We start from the raw sequence: 16,193 nt of genomic DNA, 5'->3' as shown, positions 1-16,193 counted from the left end.
GTGCCGTCCTAGCGTTGGTCCGGTTCGGTGCCGGCCGACCCGACGTAGAGCCGGGGCACGCGGCTGCCGATCCGGGTGACGATCTCGTAGCCGATGGTGTCAGCCGCCTCGGCCCAGTCCTGCACCGTCGGCTCACCCGGGGCGCCACCGAAGAGCACCGCCACGTCCCCGGCTGCAACCTTGCCGATCCCGTTCGGGGCCAGGTCCACCACCACCTGGTCCATGCACACCCGGCCGGCGATCCGGAAGGTCTGGCCGGCGAGCTGAACCGGCCCGGAATTGCTGGCGTGCCGCGGGATTCCGTCGCCGTAGCCGAGCGGCACGACGGCCAGTTCCGTGTCGGCCGAGGTGGTGTAGGCGTGCCCGTAGGAGACTCCTTGCCCGGCCGCCACCTGCTTGACGTTGGCCACCCGGCCCAGCAGCGTCATGGCCGGCCGCAGGCCGAACTCCTGCGGCGGGCGGCCGGGCAACGAGCTCACGCCGTAGCCCGCCAGACCCGGCCGGACCAGGTCGAAGTGTGAGTCGGGATCGCTGAGCAAGGCCGGCGAGTTGGCCATGTGCCGCACCTCGAACCGGGCCCCGGCCGCGGTGGCCAGGTCGATCGCAGTGCCGAAACGCTTCAGCTGTTCCTGGTTCACGGCCGAGCCGGGGCTGTCCGCCTCGACGAAGTGGGAGAAGGCACCGACCACCGAGACGAGACCCTCTGCCTGCAGTTTCAGCGCGTCCTCGACCAGCTGGGGCCACTCCGCCAGGGTGACGCCGTTGCGGTTCATGCCGGTGTCGACCTTGAGGTGCAACCGGGCCGGGCGGCCGACCTCGCGGGCCGCATCAGCAATCTCCCGCAGCGCCCAGCTCGCACTGACCCCGAGGTCGACGTCCTGCCCGACCGCCGCAGCGAAGCTGTCGCCCGGGACGATGAGCCAGGACAGCACCGGCGCAGTGACGCCGGCCGCCCTCAGCTGCAGCGCCTCCGTGATCTGGGCGGTGCCGAGCCAGGCCGCTCCCCCGGCGAGCGCAGCACGGGCACTCGGCACCAGGCCGTGTCCGTAGGCGTCGGCCTTGACCACGGACATGACCTGGGCCGTTGGCGCGTGCGCGCGCAGCGCCCGGACGTTGTCGGCGATGGCGTCCAGGTCGACCACCGCGGCCGAGGGAAGCCCCGGAGGCAAGGCGATGCGGGGGCTCGACGTGGGCACGCTCATAACCGCCGATTGTCGCAGCCGATGTGCGGGTTTGCCGCTCAGGCCCCCAAGCCCTCAGGTCCCCAGGTCGCCAGGTCCCCAGGTCGCCAGGTCCTCAGATCCTCCGGCCCGGGGCGAGTGCTCGCCGTGGTGCCGTTCGGGGTTGCTCAAGGATTCAGCCCTGCTCCCTCGGGGGGCGCGAAACGCCGAAGCAGGGGGGCAAGGAGTTTGATCTAAGGATGGATGCGACGATCCGTAAACTTTGGACCCCTAGGCTTTATTGATTTACCGGGAATCGTTTCCTTCGTATCCCCTTCCCCGGCCAGGTCTCTGTCTGTGCGTCTGTGGGCGGCCGGTGTGAGGTGCTCGCGCCGGCTGGAGGGACGGGCATGGTGTGAACGTGGGTCGTGGTCGTGACCTGGAAGTGCACGCCGACTGCAGAGCACCGGCACCAGCACCCGGTGGCGGTCTGGGCTGCGCCGATCGGGCCGCGACTTTCCAAACGTTCTCGGGTTGTCTGCGCTCGAGGCCGCCTGCCGCTCACGGCCGCCTGCCCCTCACCGCCGCCTGCCCCTCACGGGTTGTCCGCCCCTCACGGCCGCCTGCCCCTGAAGGGTTGTCCGCCGCTCAAGGGTCGTCCGCCGCTCAAGGGCCGTCCGCCGCTCAAGGTTGTGTGCACCGCCGGCGATCAGGGAGAAGGCGACGACCACTGCGGGTCCTCAGTGCCGCAGCAGACCCGCCACCGTCGACGAAACCTGCTCCGCCACGTCCATGCTCGTGATCGGTCCACCACCTGAAGCCCGCCCGGCAGCCTTCCCGTGTACGTACGCAGCCACGCTGCCTGCGTCGAACGGGCTCAGTCCACTGGCCAGCAGGGCCCCGGCGATCCCGGCGAGCACGTCGCCGGCCCCGGCGGTGGCCAGCCAGGAGGGGGCCTCGGCCTGGCTGCGAGCGTGACCGTCGGGCCGGACCACCAGTGTGGTCGAGCCCTTCAGCAGCACCGTCGCGCCGGTCAGCCGGGCTGCGGCGTGGGCGTGGCGGTAGGGCTGCACCTCTACCTCTTCGCGGTGCACCTCCTCGCCCAGTTCGGTGAGCAGCCGGGCCAGCTCGCCCGCGTGCGGGGTGAGCAGCAGCCGGTCGGAGCGGTCGGGGACGCCGCCGCTGGAGTCGGTGTGGGCGCGCAACTCCTCGGGGAAGAGTCCGAGGGCTCCCGCGTCGAGCAGGCAGGGCTGGCCCGACTCCAGCGCGGTGTGGATGGCCTCGGGCTGGTCGTCGTTGGCCTCGGGCACGACGCCGGAGCCGAGCAGCCAAGCCTGCACCCGGCCGGGGCCGGCGACCACTTCCGGCCAGGCGGAGCGCACGGCCGCCGTGGCGTCTTTCGGCCCTACGTAGCGGATCATGCCCACGCCGGTACGCAGCGCACCGGCGACGGCGAGCACGGCCGCGCCGGGGTAGCCGGCGGAACCGGCCACTACGCCGAGCACCCCACGCCGGTACTTGTCTGCGCTCGGCGGTGGCACCGGCCAGAGCCGGGCCACGTCGGCCGCCGCCAGTCGGCGCACCAGGGGCTCGTGCGGCAGGTGGGGGGTCAGGCCGATGTCGACGATCTCCAGGTCACCCACGGCAGCACTGGCCGGGGGCAGGAGCAGGCAGGCCTTGGCGGCGCCGAAGGTCACGGTCAGGTCGGCCCAGACGTGCGAGGAGCCGGTGGCGCCGGTGTCCGGGTCCACCCCGCTGGGCAGGTCCACGGCCACCACTGCGGCGTGGTCGGGGATCCGGTCGACCAGGCCCGCCGCCGGTTCGCGCAGGCCCGGGCGGCCGCCCAGACCCAGCAGGCCGTCGACCACCAGGTCGGCCGCCTCCAGGTGGGTCCAGGCCTCGACCGCCGTCTCGGGGCCGACCTCGACGCAGCGACCGCCGGCCGCCGCGAGCGCGTGGATGCCTGCGCCGTGCACCTTTTCGGAGGTCAGCAGCGCGGTGACGGCCACGCCCCGGCCGACCAGCCGGACGCCGGCGTAGAGCGCGTCACCACCGTTGTCGCCGGGGCCCACCAGGAGCACGGCCCTGCGGCCGGACACCCCTCCGGTGCGTTCCCGGAGCACTCGGGCGCAGCTCACGGCCAGCCCGGCGGCGGCCCTCTGCATGAGGGCCCCCTCCGGAAGGGTGGCCATCACCTGCTGCTCGGCCTTACGCAGGTCCTCGACGGGGTAGGCCGCAGGACCATGCTGGTGGCGGCCCGCCTTTGGGTTCGCACTCCTCATCCGCCCATCTAAGCAACAGACGGCGGCCGCGCACCTCTCCCCCGGCTCGGACCCGGCAGAACGGGCGACGCACGTCACCCACACGCGCGATGCAGCGGTGCCGGACCGGACCTACTCGACGGTGACCGACTTGGCCAGGTTGCGGGGCTGGTCGACGTCCAGGCCCTTGGCCGTGGCCAGCTCGCAGGCGAACACCTGCAGCGGGACGACAGTGACCAGGGGGGCCAGCAGCGTGGGCGTCTGCGGGACGTAGATCACCTCGCTGGCGTACGGCACCACGTCGGTGTCGCCCTCTTCGGCGATCACGATGGTGCGCGCACCCCGGGCGTTGATCTCCTGGATGTTGGAGACCACCTTGGAGTGCAGCGAGTCCCGCCCACGGGGCGAGGGCACGACCACGAAGACCGCCTGGCCGGGCTCGATCAGGGCGATCGGGCCGTGCTTGAGCTCACCCGCGGCGAAGCCCTCGGCGTGGATGTAGGCCAGCTCCTTGAGCTTGAGCGCACCCTCCATCGCCACTGGGAAGCCGACGTGCCGGCCGAGGAACAGCACCGAGCGGGTGTCGGCCATCCACCGGGCCATGGTGCGGACCTGCTCCAGGCCGTCCAGCACCTTCTGGATCTTCTCCGGCATGGCCTGCAGCTGGGCCAGGATCTCGCGCAGCTCGTCGGGGAACTTGTTGCCGCGCACCCGGGCCAGGTAGAGGCCGAGCAGGTAGCAGGCGGTGATCTGGGCCAGGAAGGCCTTGGTCGAGGCGACCGCGATCTCCGGGCCGGCGTGGGTGTAGAGCACCGCGTCGGACTCGCGCGGGATGGTCGAGCCGTGGGTGTTGCAGATCGCGACCACCTTGGCGCCCTGCTCGCGGGCGTGCCGGATCGCCATGATCGTGTCCATCGTCTCGCCGGACTGCGAGATCGCCACGACCAGCGTGCGAGCGTTCACCACCGGGTCGCGGTAGCGGAACTCGTGCGACAGCTCGACCTCGGTCGGGATCCGGCACCAGTGCTCGATCGCGTACTTCGCCACCATGCCCGCGTAGGCCGAGGTGCCGCAGGCCAGCACCACGATCTTGTCGATCGTGCGCAGCACCGACTCGTCGATCCGCAGCTCGTCCAGCACCAGGTTGCCGGCCACGTCGGTGCGCCCGAGCAGGGTGTCGGCCACCGCCTGGGGCTGGTCCATGATCTCTTTCGCCATGAAGGAGGGGTGGCCGCCCTTCTCCGCCGCGGCCGCGTCCCAGTCCACGTGGAAGGCCTTGCCCTCGACCGGGACGCCGTCGAAGCCGACGATCGACACCGAGGCCGGGGTGATCGTAACGATCTGGTCCTGGCCGAGCTCGATCGCCTCGCGGGTGTGGCCGATGAAGGCCGCCACGTCCGAGCCCAAGTAGTTCGCGTTCTCGCCGACCCCGACCACCAGCGGCGAGTTGCGGCGCGCGCCGACCACCGTGCTGGGCACGTCCGCGTGCACGGCCAGCAGCGTGAAGGCGCCCTCGAGCCGGTTGGCCACCAGGCGCATCGCCTCGGTCAGGTCGCCGCTGGTGGTGTAGGCCGCGTTCAGCAGGTGCGCGGCCACCTCGGTGTCGGTCTGGCTGAGGAACTCCACGCCGTCGGCGGCCAGCTCGGCCTTCAGCACGGCGAAGTTCTCGATGATGCCGTTGTGGATCACGGCCACCCGGCCGCCACCGGCCAGGTGCGGGTGCGCGTTGGCGTCGGTCGGGCCGCCGTGGGTGGCCCACCGGGTGTGCCCGATGCCGGTGGTCGCGGCCGCCGGGGGCGCGGCCTGCAGGGCCTCCTCGAGCCGGGCCAGCTTGCCCGAGCGCTTCTCCGTCCACAGTTGGCCGTCGATCTGCAGGGCGACCCCGGCGGAGTCGTAACCCCGGTACTCCAGGCGCCGCAGGCCTTCCAGGACGACGTCGAGCGCCCCCGGGTTCGCCGAGGCCGGATCCGTCACGTAGCCCACGATTCCGCACATGGTTGCGAACTCTAGTCGGCCCGCCGAGGGCTCAGAGCACGTTCGGTGGCGGTTAGCCCGATCACCCCCATCGACGGCCGCTTTCCGTCACCGGCCTGATACCGCCGGTGAATGTGAGATAGGCCGTAACCAGGCCGGACCCTGGCCGTTACCCCGAGGGGCACAATGTCTGCCGTGCAGAGGCGCCTGGACCCCCTGAGTGCACCGGAACGCCACGAAGGCGCCGGCGCCCGATCCGACCGGGCTGTCACCACCAACAGCACCCCCTACGTGGAGCTGGACCGGGAGGCCTGGCGGGCGCTGCGGGCGAACACCCCGCTCACCCTCACCGAGGACGACGTGGACCGCCTGCGCGGTCTGGGCGACCTGCTCGACCTGCGTGAGGTCGAGGAGATCTACCTGCCGATGAGCCGGCTGCTGAACCTCTACGTGGCCGGCACCGCCCAACTGCACCAGGCCACCTCCACCTTCCTGCAGGAGGCCCCGGCCCGGACGCCGTTCGTGATCGGCATCGCCGGGTCGGTGGCGGTGGGCAAGTCCACCACCGCCCGCATCCTGCGCGAGCTGCTGACCCGCTGGCCCGGCACCCCGAGTGTGGAGCTGGTCACCACCGACGGTTTCCTGCACCCCAACGCCGAACTGGACCGCCTCGGGCTGATGAGCCGCAAGGGTTTCCCGGAGTCGTACGACGTGCGCCGGCTGCTGCGCTTCGTGGCCGACGTGAAGTCCGGCAAGCCCGAGGTGAAGGCCCCGGTGTACTCGCACCTGACCTACGACATCGTGCCCGGTGAACAGGTCGTGGTGCGGCGGCCGGACGTGCTGATCGTGGAGGGCCTGAACGTGCTGCAGCCGGCCCGGGTGCGCGCCGACGGCCGGCAGGGCCTGGCGGTCAGCGACTTCTTCGACTTCTCGATCTACGTGGACGCCCACACCGACCAGGTGCGGAAGTGGTACGTGAACCGGTTCCTGCGTCTGCGCGAGACCGCGTTCACCCACCCGGAGTCGTACTTCCACCGCTACGCCGTGCTGTCCGACTCCGAGGCGGTGGCCACGGCCGAGCGGATCTGGCGCGAGATCAACGAGAAGAACCTGGTCGAGAACGTTCTGCCGACCCGGGGCCGGGCCACCCTGATCCTGACCAAGGGCGCCGACCACGCCGCCCGGCGGATCCGGCTGCGCAAGCTGTAGCCGCCTCAGGCAACCTGCCCCCGGCCTCCCGGCGTGTGAATCAACACCGATCGTGAGGCAAGGGAAAGGATGCGGCCGACCTGATGAATGACGAGACCGGCTTCCGCCAGTTCGTCAACGCCCGCTGGCCGGCCCTGGTGCAGAGCGCCTACCTGGTCACGCTGGACCGCGGCATCGCCGAGGACTGCGTGCAGGAGGCGCTGACCAGGGTGCACCGCCGCTGGAGACGCGTTGCGGTGGACAACCCGGAGGCCTACGTACGTAAGGCCGTTCTGAACGCGGCGTTGTCGTGGCGGCGTAAGCGCCGTCTGCGCGAGGTACCGCTGGAGCACGCAGGTTCCCCGAGGGCGGACGATCCGGTGTCTTTGTCGATGCTGGACGCGGACGACCAACTGGTGGCCGCGCTGCGCTCGCTCCCGCCCCAGATGCGCGCCGCCGTGGTGCTGCGTTATCTGGAAGACCGATCCGAGAGCGAGACCGCCCAATTGCTGGGCTGTTCCGTAGGCGCAGTCAAGAGTGCAAGCAGCCGGGGAATCGCCCGCCTGCGCGCCGCACTCGGCGAGCCGGGACCACCCGCACCTTCGCCCCGGGCCGAGCTGATCGACCCGGAGGGACCGCAGTCGCAGATGTTCAGGTTCGTGGAGGGAACCCGATGACCGAGCCGCAGGCACACGAGCAGGGGCTGCCCACAGGTCTGGCGACCCGGCTCCATGGGCTGGCCGACCGACGTACCCAGGGCACCCGTCCGTACCCGGCAGTGGACCGGGCGATCCGGCGCGACCGGATCACCCGCATCGGCGGTGTCGCCGCCGCCACCGTCATGACCGTGGTCATTGCGATGGGGTTCGTGGTGGGGGGCGACCTGCTGGGCCGCCCGGACGCCGCTGCCCCGTCGAACAGCAATGAAAAGCCTCAGACCCCGGAGGAGGCCGGGTACCCGACAGAGACGTCGGGCTCGCTGGCCGACGACACCGGCTGGGTGGACGAACTGCGCGCAGTGGCTGCGCGACGCAATCAGGCTGAATGGGAAGGCATTTCGGCCGAGGACGTCCGGGTGGTGGCCGCCGGTGACATCGAAGGCAAGGTCCGCTACACCCTGATCCTCTTCCCCACCCAGGACGGCCAGTGGGTGCGCCAACTCTGGTACGGCCGGCCCGGGGACGAGCCGGAGGCGATGCAGCCGCACGGCCCGTCGGACCGAGAGGACGACGGGGTGCCCACCGGTCCGGTCGCTGCATTCAGCCGGGCCGGTGACCGGGCCAACATCCTGACCGCCGACCCGGCCGAGCAGGAGGACCCGATCGTCATCGTCCTGGCTGTCAAGGCCGACTCCGTCTCCGTTGTCACCGGGCGCGACGTTCAGGCGGACGGCGGGTTCAGCGACCGGTTCCGCGAACTTCCCTCGGTGGCCGACGGTGTCTGGGCCGCCTCTGTCGACGACGCCGAGTTCGCCGTGGGCGACGTCTGGGTGGATGGCGCGTCGTTGACCCCGTATCACGAGGCCGATGCCGGGTACGGCAGCGCACCGAACGAGTATGCCGCCGAGTCGCACTTCATTCCGGTCGCCCCGGAAGGCACCACCTGGCGCGATCTCTCCGGACTGCAGCAGGCCTTCCGGAAGTACCTGGCAGGCTCGGTCGGGCCGGACGTGGCGAACGAACCGCTTTATGCGGCCTACCAGCGGCTGGACAACGGCGGCCGGGTCGGCGTCGGGCTGATGCGCGCACCCAGCGGTGCCTACCTGTGGGCCCTGACCGAGTTCGTCCGTGGTCGCGCCGCCCAGGCCACCCACTGGAGCAGCGGCGGCACGCTCGCGGCGGGCCCGGACGCCGACGAGGTGATGACTGCGATGCGGGTGCGTCACCAGAAGGTGCACCGGTACGTGGTGATGGCTCCCGAGAACGCCGTCACGGTCCAGGCCGGATCGTTCAGCGCCGAGGTGACCGACCGGGTAGCCGTGATCGAGGTGCCGGCGAAGAAGGACCCGGACGACGTGCCCCAGGTCCAGGCCCGCGATGCCGCCGGCAAGGTGATCGGCGAGGTCACCCCGGCCGACACCTTCTGAAAGACTCGAGTCACCTTCCCGGGGAACCGGGAAGGTGACTCGAGCAACCTGAACGACCCCGGCTGCGTATGACTCCCCAGCAAACCGTTTCCGGTCATGGGAGAAGGACGCGTACATGGACGACGAAGCCTTCAGGCAGTTCGTCGCTGCGCGGTGGCCCGCCCTGGTGCAGAGCGCCTACCTGATCACGGTCGACCGCGGCATCGCGGAGGACTGTGTGCAGGAGGCTCTGGCCAAGGTGCATCAACGCCGGCACCACATCCGGGACGAGAATCCCGAGCCGTACGTGCGCAAGGCCGTGGTCAACGCGGCCCTGTCGTGGCGCCGTAAGCGCCGGATCCGCGAGGTGCCGCTGGAGTCGGCGCCCGCACCGGCCCTGGGGTACGAGCCCGAGCTGCGTACCCGCAACGAGCAGCTGATCGCCGCCCTGCGCTCGCTGCCTCCGCTGATGCGCGCGGCGGTGGCCCTGCGCTATCTCGAGGACTGTTCCGAGGCCGAGACCGCGCGGCTGATCGGCTGCTCGACCGGCACGGTGAAGAGCGCGTCCAGCCGCGGGGTGGCGAAGCTGCGGGTGGCCCTGGCGACGACGGAAGGAGCGCGGTGATGAAGCAGGACGAGCACGGCCTGTCGGCAGACCTGGCCGAGGAGTTCCGGCAGCTGGCCGGGCACGAGACCGTCGGCAGCCGGCCGTTCCCCCGGGTGGACGCAGCGATCCGTCGCCGGCGCGCCACCCGTTACGGCGGGGTCGCCCTGGCCGGGGCAGTGGCCGCGGTGGTGGTGGCCGTGGACCTGCTGGCCGGCGGTGGCGCGAATCAGGCCGACCAGCAAGGGGTTCCCAGCGGTCCGACGCCGGTGTTCACCTCCAGCCAGGCCCCCGAGGTGCAGGTGACGGACGAGCCGTCCACCCCGGAAGAGGCCGGCTACCCGGAGCAGACCATCGGCTCATTGGCCGGGGACGAGACCTGGCTGGCGAGTCTGCGGCAGCGGCTCCAGGAGGACGACAGCTGGCGTTTCTCCGACATCCCCAAGATCGCCGACGAAGACGTCCGGGTGGTGGCGGCCGGGGACATCGAGGACCGGGCCCGCTTCGCGGTCGTTCTCTACAGCTGGCAGAAGAAGGGCGAGACGTACTGGGGCCGGGACCTGTGGCTGGGCCGGGCCGGGGCGTCGGCGGAGGAGCTGGACATGACCGGCTCGGCCGGGGCGCCGGACGTTCCGGACGTGGTGCCCTACGAACCGCTGACGGTCTTCGAGTCGCCCACCGACGACCCGGCCGAGGCGGTCGTGATGGTCGTCGCACCCATGGGTGTCGATTCGGCACAGGTCACCACCGACCGCGTGTTCACCGACCGGACGGGTCCGCTCGAGGCCTCGGTGGACCGCACCGAGGTGCCGCAGATCGGGGCCGAGGACCCGCGGTCCAGTTCGGTGTGGGCCGGGCCGGTCACCGAGGCCGAGTACCGGTTCTCCGAGATCGAACTGCTGTCCGCCGAGGGCGAACGGGCCGGCGGCACCGTCCTGAGCCGGGCTCCGGGCTACGACCTCACCGAGGTCGCCGAGGAGGGCACCGATCCGGCCGATCTGGAGTCGCTCAGCGGCAGCCTGGGTGAGCAGCGGGCCGGTGGCGACGACGTGCCGGTGCTGGCCGGGGGCTGGCCGGACGGCAAGGACTCGGACTGGCATTCGGCGGCGACCGTGCTGCGCACCGGTGGGGACGTCTACGTGGCCGGTTTCACCCTGCGGATGTCGCGTGACCAGGACTACGAGACCACCTGGCACGGCAGCATGCAGGCGGTCGCGAGTTCGGAGGACGCCGTGATGATGGGGGTGTCGGCCACCCCGGAGAACACGGACAAGGTCTACGTGATGCTCGTGCTCCCGAAGAACACCGAGCGCATCAAGATCGGCTCCGACGTCATCCTCTACACCGCCCGCGGACGCGTGGTCACGCTGATCAGGCCGAATGACGACAGTCTCCGGAACGCCGGGGGCGAACTGACGGTGGTGGCCAAGGACGGGAACGGGAAGACGCTCGGCGAGATCACGCCGCAGCCGTGGGACGAGAGCAGCCAGACCTCGCAGGAGATCGGCACCTTCGAGGGAGACGGCACCTCGGTACGTCCCTGAGAGAACAACCTGAGGACGACCGGAGGGGCGGCCCGCTGTCGCGGAACCGCCCCTCCGGCAAGGCTTCTACACCGGCAGAGCGAGCCGGGTACGCACCACCGAGGCCAGCCCCTCGGCCTCGGACCGGGCCTGCCCGGCCTCCTTGGCCTCGACCATGACCCGCACCAGCGCCTCGGTGCCGGAGGGGCGCAGCAGCACCCGGCCAGTGTCACCGAGGCGGGCCTCGGCCTCGGCCACCGCGGCCTGCAGCTCCTCGTCGGCGTGGCAGCGCGACTTGTCCACGCCCTTCACGTTGACCAGGACCTGCGGCAGCCGCTCCATCACCGAGGCGAGCTCGGCCAGCGTCTTGCCGGTCTGGGCCATCCGGGCCAGCAGGTGCAGCCCGGTGAGCACCCCGTCGCCGGTGGTGCTGTGGTCGAGCATGACCACGTGCCCGGACTGCTCGCCGCCGAGCGAGTAGCCGCCGGAGCGCATCTCCTCCAGCACGTAGCGGTCGCCCACCGCGGTCTGGACCAGGCGGATGCCCTCGCGCTCCATCGCCAGCCGCAGCCCCAGGTTGCTCATCACCGTGGTGACCAGCGTCTTGTGGGCCAGCACGCCCCGGTCGGCGAAGGCCAGCGCCAGCACCGCCATGATCTGGTCGCCGTCGATCTCGTTGCCCTGGTGGTCGACCGCCAGGCAGCGGTCGGCGTCACCGTCGTGCGCGATCCCGACGTCGGCGCCGTGCTCCAGCACCGCGGCTTTCAGCGGGCCCAGGTGGGTGGAGCCGTAGCCGTCGTTGATGTTCAGCCCGTCGGGCTCGGCCCCGATCACCACGACCTCGGCCCCGGCCGCACGGAACGCCCGCGGAGAGACCTCGCTGGCCGCGCCGTGGGCGCAGTCGAGCACCACCTTCAGCCCGTCGAGCCGGACCGGCAGGGTGTCGACCAGGTGCTTGACGTAGCGGTCGCCGGCCTTGGCCAGCCGACGGGTGCGGCCGACCTCGGCGCCGGTGGGACGGGCCCACGGCTCCTGCATGCGCCGCTCGATCTGGTCCTCCACCTCGTCGGGCAGCTTGAAGCCGCCGGCGGCGAAGAACTTGATGCCGTTGTCGGGCATCGGGTTGTGCGAGGCCGAGAGCACCACGCCCAGGTCGGCCTCGCTGTCGTCGACCAGGAAGGCCACCGCGGGGGTGGGAACCACACCCGCGTCCTCCACGTCGACGCCCGCGCTGGCCAGGCCCGCCATCACCGCGGCGGACAGAAACTCGCCCGAGGCGCGGGGGTCGCGCCCGACCACGGCTCTGGGCCGGCGGCCGTTGAAGTCCGCGACCTCACCGAGCACGTGCGCCGCCGCGACCGACAGGTCGAGGGCGAGTTCAGCGGTGACGTCCCGGTTGGCCAGCCCTCGGACGCCGTCCGTGCCGAATAGTCGCGCCAACGCGTTCCTCCTAGCGGGAATGTCCCAACCCTACGCGCACCCGGGTCCTGATTCCCGGTACGCAGAATCCGCAGGCGCACCCGACAGCGCGGGAGAACACGCCCTGGAACGCACGACAGCCCCGGAGCCGAATGACCCCGGGGCCGTGCGGTGCGCAGCTGTACTGCCGAGAGGGCAGATCAGCGCTTGCTGTACTGAGGAGCCTTACGCGCCTTCTTGAGACCGGCCTTCTTCCGCTCCTTGGCCCGCGGGTCACGGGTCATGAAGCCGGCCTTCTTCATCGCCGGGCGGTTGGCCTCGGCGTCGATCTCGTTCAGCGACCGGGCCACACCCAGTCGCAGGGCGCCGGCCTGGCCGGAGGAGCCACCACCGTGCAGCAGGGCGATGACGTCGAAGCGGCCCTCGGTCTCGGTGACCCGGAAGGGCTCGTTGACCAGCTGCTGGTGCACCTTGTTGGGGAAGTAGTCCTCCAGGGTGCGGCCGTTGATGGTCCACTGGCCGGTGCCGGGCACCAGGCGGACCCGGGCGACAGCCTCCTTGCGACGGCCGGTGGCCGAGCCGGGGGCGGTGATGCTGGAGCCGCCACCCTTGACCGCCGGCGTGGCGGAGGTGTAGCTGCTGGGAGCGTCCTCTTCGAACTCCTCGGCGGCGTCGTCGACGACCACGTCGGTGGTGGACTCGGTCACGTTTCTCCTTGGTGCGCTTGGCTACGGGGATCGCAGGTCCGCGGGCGCCGTCGGGCGGCGCCGGCACGAACTACTGGGCGATCTGGGTGATCTCGAAGGGGACGGGCTGCTGCGCGGCGTGCGGGTGCTCCGGGCCGGCGTAGACCTTGAGCTTGCTGAGCACCTGACGGCCGAGGGAGTTCTTCGGCAGCATGCCCCGGATCGCCTTCTCGACGGCGCGCTGGGGGTTCTTGTCCAGCAGTTCGGTGTAGGTGACCGAGCGCAGACCACCCGGGTAGCCGGAGTGCCGGTACGCCTTCTTCTGCTCACGCTTGTTGCCGGTCAGGGCGACCTTGTCGGCGTTGATGATGATGACGAAGTCACCGGTGTCGACGTGCGGAGCGAAGGTCGGCTTGTGCTTGCCACGCAGCAGCACGGCCGCCTGCGAAGCCAGACGACCGAGAACGACGTCGTTCGCGTCGATGACATGCCAGCGACGGTCGATGTCACCGGGCTTGGGGGTAAACGTACGCACTGGTCGCAGCCTCGTTCTGATCAGAGCATTCGGGTCGACATTTACATGTGCCACGGACAGCAGCCCGACCCTGAATGCCTTGGGAGAGGACTGTTGCTCCGCGCCCCGACGTGCCACGTGCCAGAAAGGCTCGACATGGCGTACGGGTCACACAACGATGAGCCAGATTACCGGCCCGCTTCCGGAGGGTCAAAACGCGGCGTCGGCGAGCTGACCATCAACCCTCCCTCTGGCCAGGCCGATGAAGCCCGGGAACACTGACAAAGCCAGCGTGGCACGCGGATCCGGGGGAACACTCATGGCCGAGCAGCGAGAGTACGACTACGACCTTCTGGTCATCGGATCCGGCCCGGGCGGCCAGAAAGCCGCGATCGCCGCGGCCAAGCTGGGCCGGCGGGCCGCCGTGGTGGAGCGTGGGGACATGGTCGGCGGGGTGTGCATCAACACCGGCACCATCCCCTCCAAGACGCTGCGTGAGGCCGTGCTCTATCTCACCGGCACCTACCAGCGGGACATGTACGGCCAGAACTACCGGGTCAAGCAGGACATCACGCTGGACGACCTGCTGGCCCGGACCCAGCACGTGATCGGCCGCGAGATCGAGGTGATCCGCAGCCAGCTGAACCGCAACGGGGTGGACCTGATCCAGGGCACCGGCCGCTTCACCGACCCGCACACGGTGCTGATCGAGGGCGGCCCGGGCGGCACCCGCACCGCCTCGGCCGAGTACGTGGTGATCGCCACCGGCACCACCCCGGCCCGGCCCTCGACCGTGGAGTTCGACGGCAAGAAGGTGATCGACTCGGACGGGATCCTGCACCTGGACCAACTGCCGCGCTCACTGGTGGTGGTCGGGGCCGGGGTGATCGGGATCGAGTACGCGTCGATGTTCGCCGCGGTCGGCTGCAAGGTCACCGTGGTGGAGCAGAACGACCGGATGCTCGGGTTCTGCGACCAGGAGATCGTCGAGTCGCTGAAGTTCCACCTGCGCGACCTCTCGGTCACCTTCCGCTTCGGCGAGAAGGTGTCGTCGGTCGAGCACAACGCCATGGGCACAGTCACCCATCTGGCCTCGGGCAAGAAGATCCCGGCGGACGCGGTGATGTACTCGGCCGGGCGGCAGGGCGCCACCGAGAAGCTGGACCTGGCCGCCGCCGGGCTGGAGGCCGACCCCCGAGGCCGGATCAACGTCGACGACAAGTACCGCACCAGCGTGGAACACATCTACGCGGTGGGCGACGTGATCGGCTTCCCGGCGCTGGCCGCGACCTCGATGGAGCAGGGCCGGCTGGCCGCCTGCCACGCCTTCGGCGAGCCGGTGAACAGCCTGATCGGGATGCAGCCGATCGGCATCTACACGATCCCCGAGATCAGCTACTGCGGCTGGACCGAGGACGACCTGACCTCCTCCTCGGTGCCCTACGAGGTGGGCATCTCGCGCTACCGCGAGCTGGCCCGCGGGCAGATCGCCGGCGACTCCTACGGCATGCTCAAGCTGCTGGTCAGCACCGGCACCCGAAAACTGCTGGGGGTGCACGTGTTCGGCTCCCAGGCCACCGAGCTGGTGCACCTGGGACAGGCCATCATGACCTGCGAGGGCACGGTCGACCACCTGGTCGACACGGTGTTCAACTACCCCACGCTGTCCGAGGCGTACAAGGTGGCCGCACTCGACGCCGTCAACAAGATCCGGGCGGTCGAGCGGTTCTTCGCGCCCGCAAACAAGTCCGAGACCAAGCCGGACGTCTCGACGCAAGAGGCGTAGAGACGTCCTGAAAAGGTTCTAGGAACGGGCTTTCTGCCGCGCCCGCACGTCGGCCACCCCGACCGTCGCATCCTCCGGCACGATCACCCGCAGCCCACCCTGGATGATCCCGAACACCTCCGGCGTGCGCGCCGACAGCTCCCCGTCGACGTTGATCGTGTGGTCGGGGGTGGTGCTGACGCGCACCCGCCGGGTGGTGACGTGGTACACGTGGTCGCTCTCGGTGAAGTGACCACTGACGAAGTGCCGGGCCACCTGCCAGCGCTGCAGGGGGGTGCCCCGGGGGATGGCGTACACGTCGAGCAGGTGGTCGTCGATGCCCGCCCCCGGCGCGACCACCGCTCCCCCGCCGTAGAACCGGCCGTTGGCCACGGCCAGCTGCAGCAGGTCGTCCAGCTCGACGTCGGGGTGGTCGCCGTCGGGGAACTCCAGCCGGGCCGAGAAGGTCTTGAAGCGGCGGTAGGCCTTGACCGTGGCGACCGGGTAGGCGAGCGCCCCGAGCCGCTTCTTCAGCTTGGGGTTGAGCTGCCGGGTCACCCCCACGGCGAGGCCGATCGAGCTGACGTTGAGGAAGCGGTCGTCGCCGACCACCCCCAGGTCGACGTCGACCACCTTGCCGGCCGCCACGTTCTCGCAGGCCCGGATCAGGTCGGTGGGCAGACCGAGGGTGCGGGCCAGGTCGTTCGCGGTGCCGGTGGGCAGCAGGCCGAGCACCACGCCGGTCTCGCACAACTGCGGTGCCACCGAGCTGACCGTGCCGTCACCGCCGCCCAGGATGATCGTGCGGGCGCCCTCGGCGATCGCCTGCGAGACCACCGAGGGCAGCGTGCTGGGATCGTCGACCGCATGGGCCGCCTGCAGCTCGACCCCCAGCCCGGAGAGGCTCTCCCGAGCGCGCTCGAAGTCCTCCTGTCCGCGGCGCGAGGCCGAGTTGACGATGAGGACGGCCGGCGACTCGATCACGCACCACAGGCTAAGCCCCGATTCTGAACGTTGCGTGAGAGCCCCCTGAG

13 protein-coding genes are annotated in these 16,193 nt (G+C 70.6%); 6 read left to right on the top strand and 7 right to left on the bottom strand.

Translation table 11 applies throughout. From position 1 onward, the window contains the following. Positions 1 to 8: 8 nt before the first annotated feature. The 3 genes from alr to glmS form a co-directional block, all read right to left on the bottom strand. Positions 9 to 1,202: an alanine racemase gene (alr, locus tag LWF15_RS14405; protein WP_269810154.1), complete on the bottom strand. Its 1,194-nt coding sequence runs from the start codon at positions 1,200 to 1,202 to the stop codon at positions 9 to 11. 698 nt (positions 1,203 to 1,900) lie between these two features. Next, complete coding sequence (locus LWF15_RS14400) at positions 1,901 to 3,442, bottom strand: NAD(P)H-hydrate epimerase (RefSeq protein WP_232811294.1); 1,542 nt, start codon at positions 3,440 to 3,442, stop codon at positions 1,901 to 1,903. 111 nt (positions 3,443 to 3,553) lie between these two features. After that, positions 3,554 to 5,416: a glutamine--fructose-6-phosphate transaminase (isomerizing) gene (gene glmS / locus LWF15_RS14395; protein WP_232811292.1), complete on the bottom strand. Its 1,863-nt coding sequence runs from the start codon at positions 5,414 to 5,416 to the stop codon at positions 3,554 to 3,556. Between the two features lie 270 nt (positions 5,417 to 5,686). On the opposite strand from glmS, the gene coaA reads away from it, so the two are divergent. The 5 genes from coaA to LWF15_RS14370 all read left to right on the top strand — a co-directional run bounded on the left by coaA (position 5,687) and on the right by LWF15_RS14370 (position 10,796). Further along, entirely contained in the window at positions 5,687 to 6,604 is a 918-nt protein-coding gene (gene coaA, locus LWF15_RS14390; RefSeq protein ID WP_352396443.1) for a type I pantothenate kinase, read from the top strand. A gap of 83 nt (positions 6,605 to 6,687) precedes the next feature. Beyond that, complete coding sequence (locus tag LWF15_RS14385; protein WP_232811287.1) at positions 6,688 to 7,260, top strand: SigE family RNA polymerase sigma factor; 573 nt, start codon at positions 6,688 to 6,690, stop codon at positions 7,258 to 7,260. Further along, complete coding sequence (locus LWF15_RS14380) at positions 7,257 to 8,669, top strand: hypothetical protein (protein WP_232811285.1); 1,413 nt, start codon at positions 7,257 to 7,259, stop codon at positions 8,667 to 8,669. The genes LWF15_RS14385 and LWF15_RS14380 overlap by 4 nt, the downstream gene beginning before the upstream one ends. Before the next feature lie 115 nt (positions 8,670 to 8,784). Then, on the top strand, positions 8,785 to 9,273 hold the full coding sequence (locus LWF15_RS14375) for a SigE family RNA polymerase sigma factor (RefSeq protein ID WP_232811283.1): 489 nt from the start codon (positions 8,785 to 8,787) through the stop codon (positions 9,271 to 9,273). Next, on the top strand, positions 9,273 to 10,796 hold the full coding sequence (locus tag LWF15_RS14370; protein ID WP_232811281.1) for a hypothetical protein: 1,524 nt from the start codon (positions 9,273 to 9,275) through the stop codon (positions 10,794 to 10,796). The genes LWF15_RS14375 and LWF15_RS14370 overlap by 1 nt, the downstream gene beginning before the upstream one ends. Before the next feature lie 66 nt (positions 10,797 to 10,862). Here LWF15_RS14370 and glmM read toward each other — a convergent pair whose 3' ends face one another. The 3 genes from glmM to rplM all read right to left on the bottom strand — a co-directional run bounded on the left by glmM (position 10,863) and on the right by rplM (position 13,415). Beyond that, complete coding sequence (gene glmM / locus LWF15_RS14365) at positions 10,863 to 12,215, bottom strand: phosphoglucosamine mutase (protein WP_232811278.1); 1,353 nt, start codon at positions 12,213 to 12,215, stop codon at positions 10,863 to 10,865. Positions 12,216 to 12,394: 179 nt separating this feature from the next. Further along, positions 12,395 to 12,880, bottom strand: coding sequence for a 30S ribosomal protein S9 (gene rpsI, locus LWF15_RS14360; protein WP_408623288.1), 486 nt, complete (start codon positions 12,878 to 12,880; stop codon positions 12,395 to 12,397). A gap of 91 nt (positions 12,881 to 12,971) precedes the next feature. Beyond that, entirely contained in the window at positions 12,972 to 13,415 is a 444-nt protein-coding gene (gene rplM / locus LWF15_RS14355; RefSeq protein WP_232811276.1) for a 50S ribosomal protein L13, read from the bottom strand. Positions 13,416 to 13,713: 298 nt separating this feature from the next. Here rplM and sthA point away from each other — a divergent pair, with 298 nt between their 5' ends. Beyond that, on the top strand, positions 13,714 to 15,180 hold the full coding sequence (gene sthA, locus LWF15_RS14350) for a Si-specific NAD(P)(+) transhydrogenase (RefSeq protein ID WP_232811274.1): 1,467 nt from the start codon (positions 13,714 to 13,716) through the stop codon (positions 15,178 to 15,180). A gap of 18 nt (positions 15,181 to 15,198) precedes the next feature. On the opposite strand, the gene LWF15_RS14345 is transcribed toward sthA, so the two are convergent. Further along, positions 15,199 to 16,143 carry a lipid kinase gene (locus LWF15_RS14345; protein WP_232811272.1) on the bottom strand — a complete coding sequence of 315 codons (945 nt, stop codon included), beginning with the start codon at positions 16,141 to 16,143 and terminating at the stop codon, positions 15,199 to 15,201. Between the last annotated feature and the right edge of the window lie 50 nt (positions 16,144 to 16,193).

It is taken from the genome of Kineosporia rhizophila (genome assembly GCF_021277265.1).
Classification (GTDB): Bacteria; Actinomycetota; Actinomycetes; order Actinomycetales; family Kineosporiaceae; genus Kineosporia; species Kineosporia rhizophila.
Note: the sequence above shows the minus strand (reverse complement) of the source record. Positions and strands in the feature narration are given on the sequence as shown.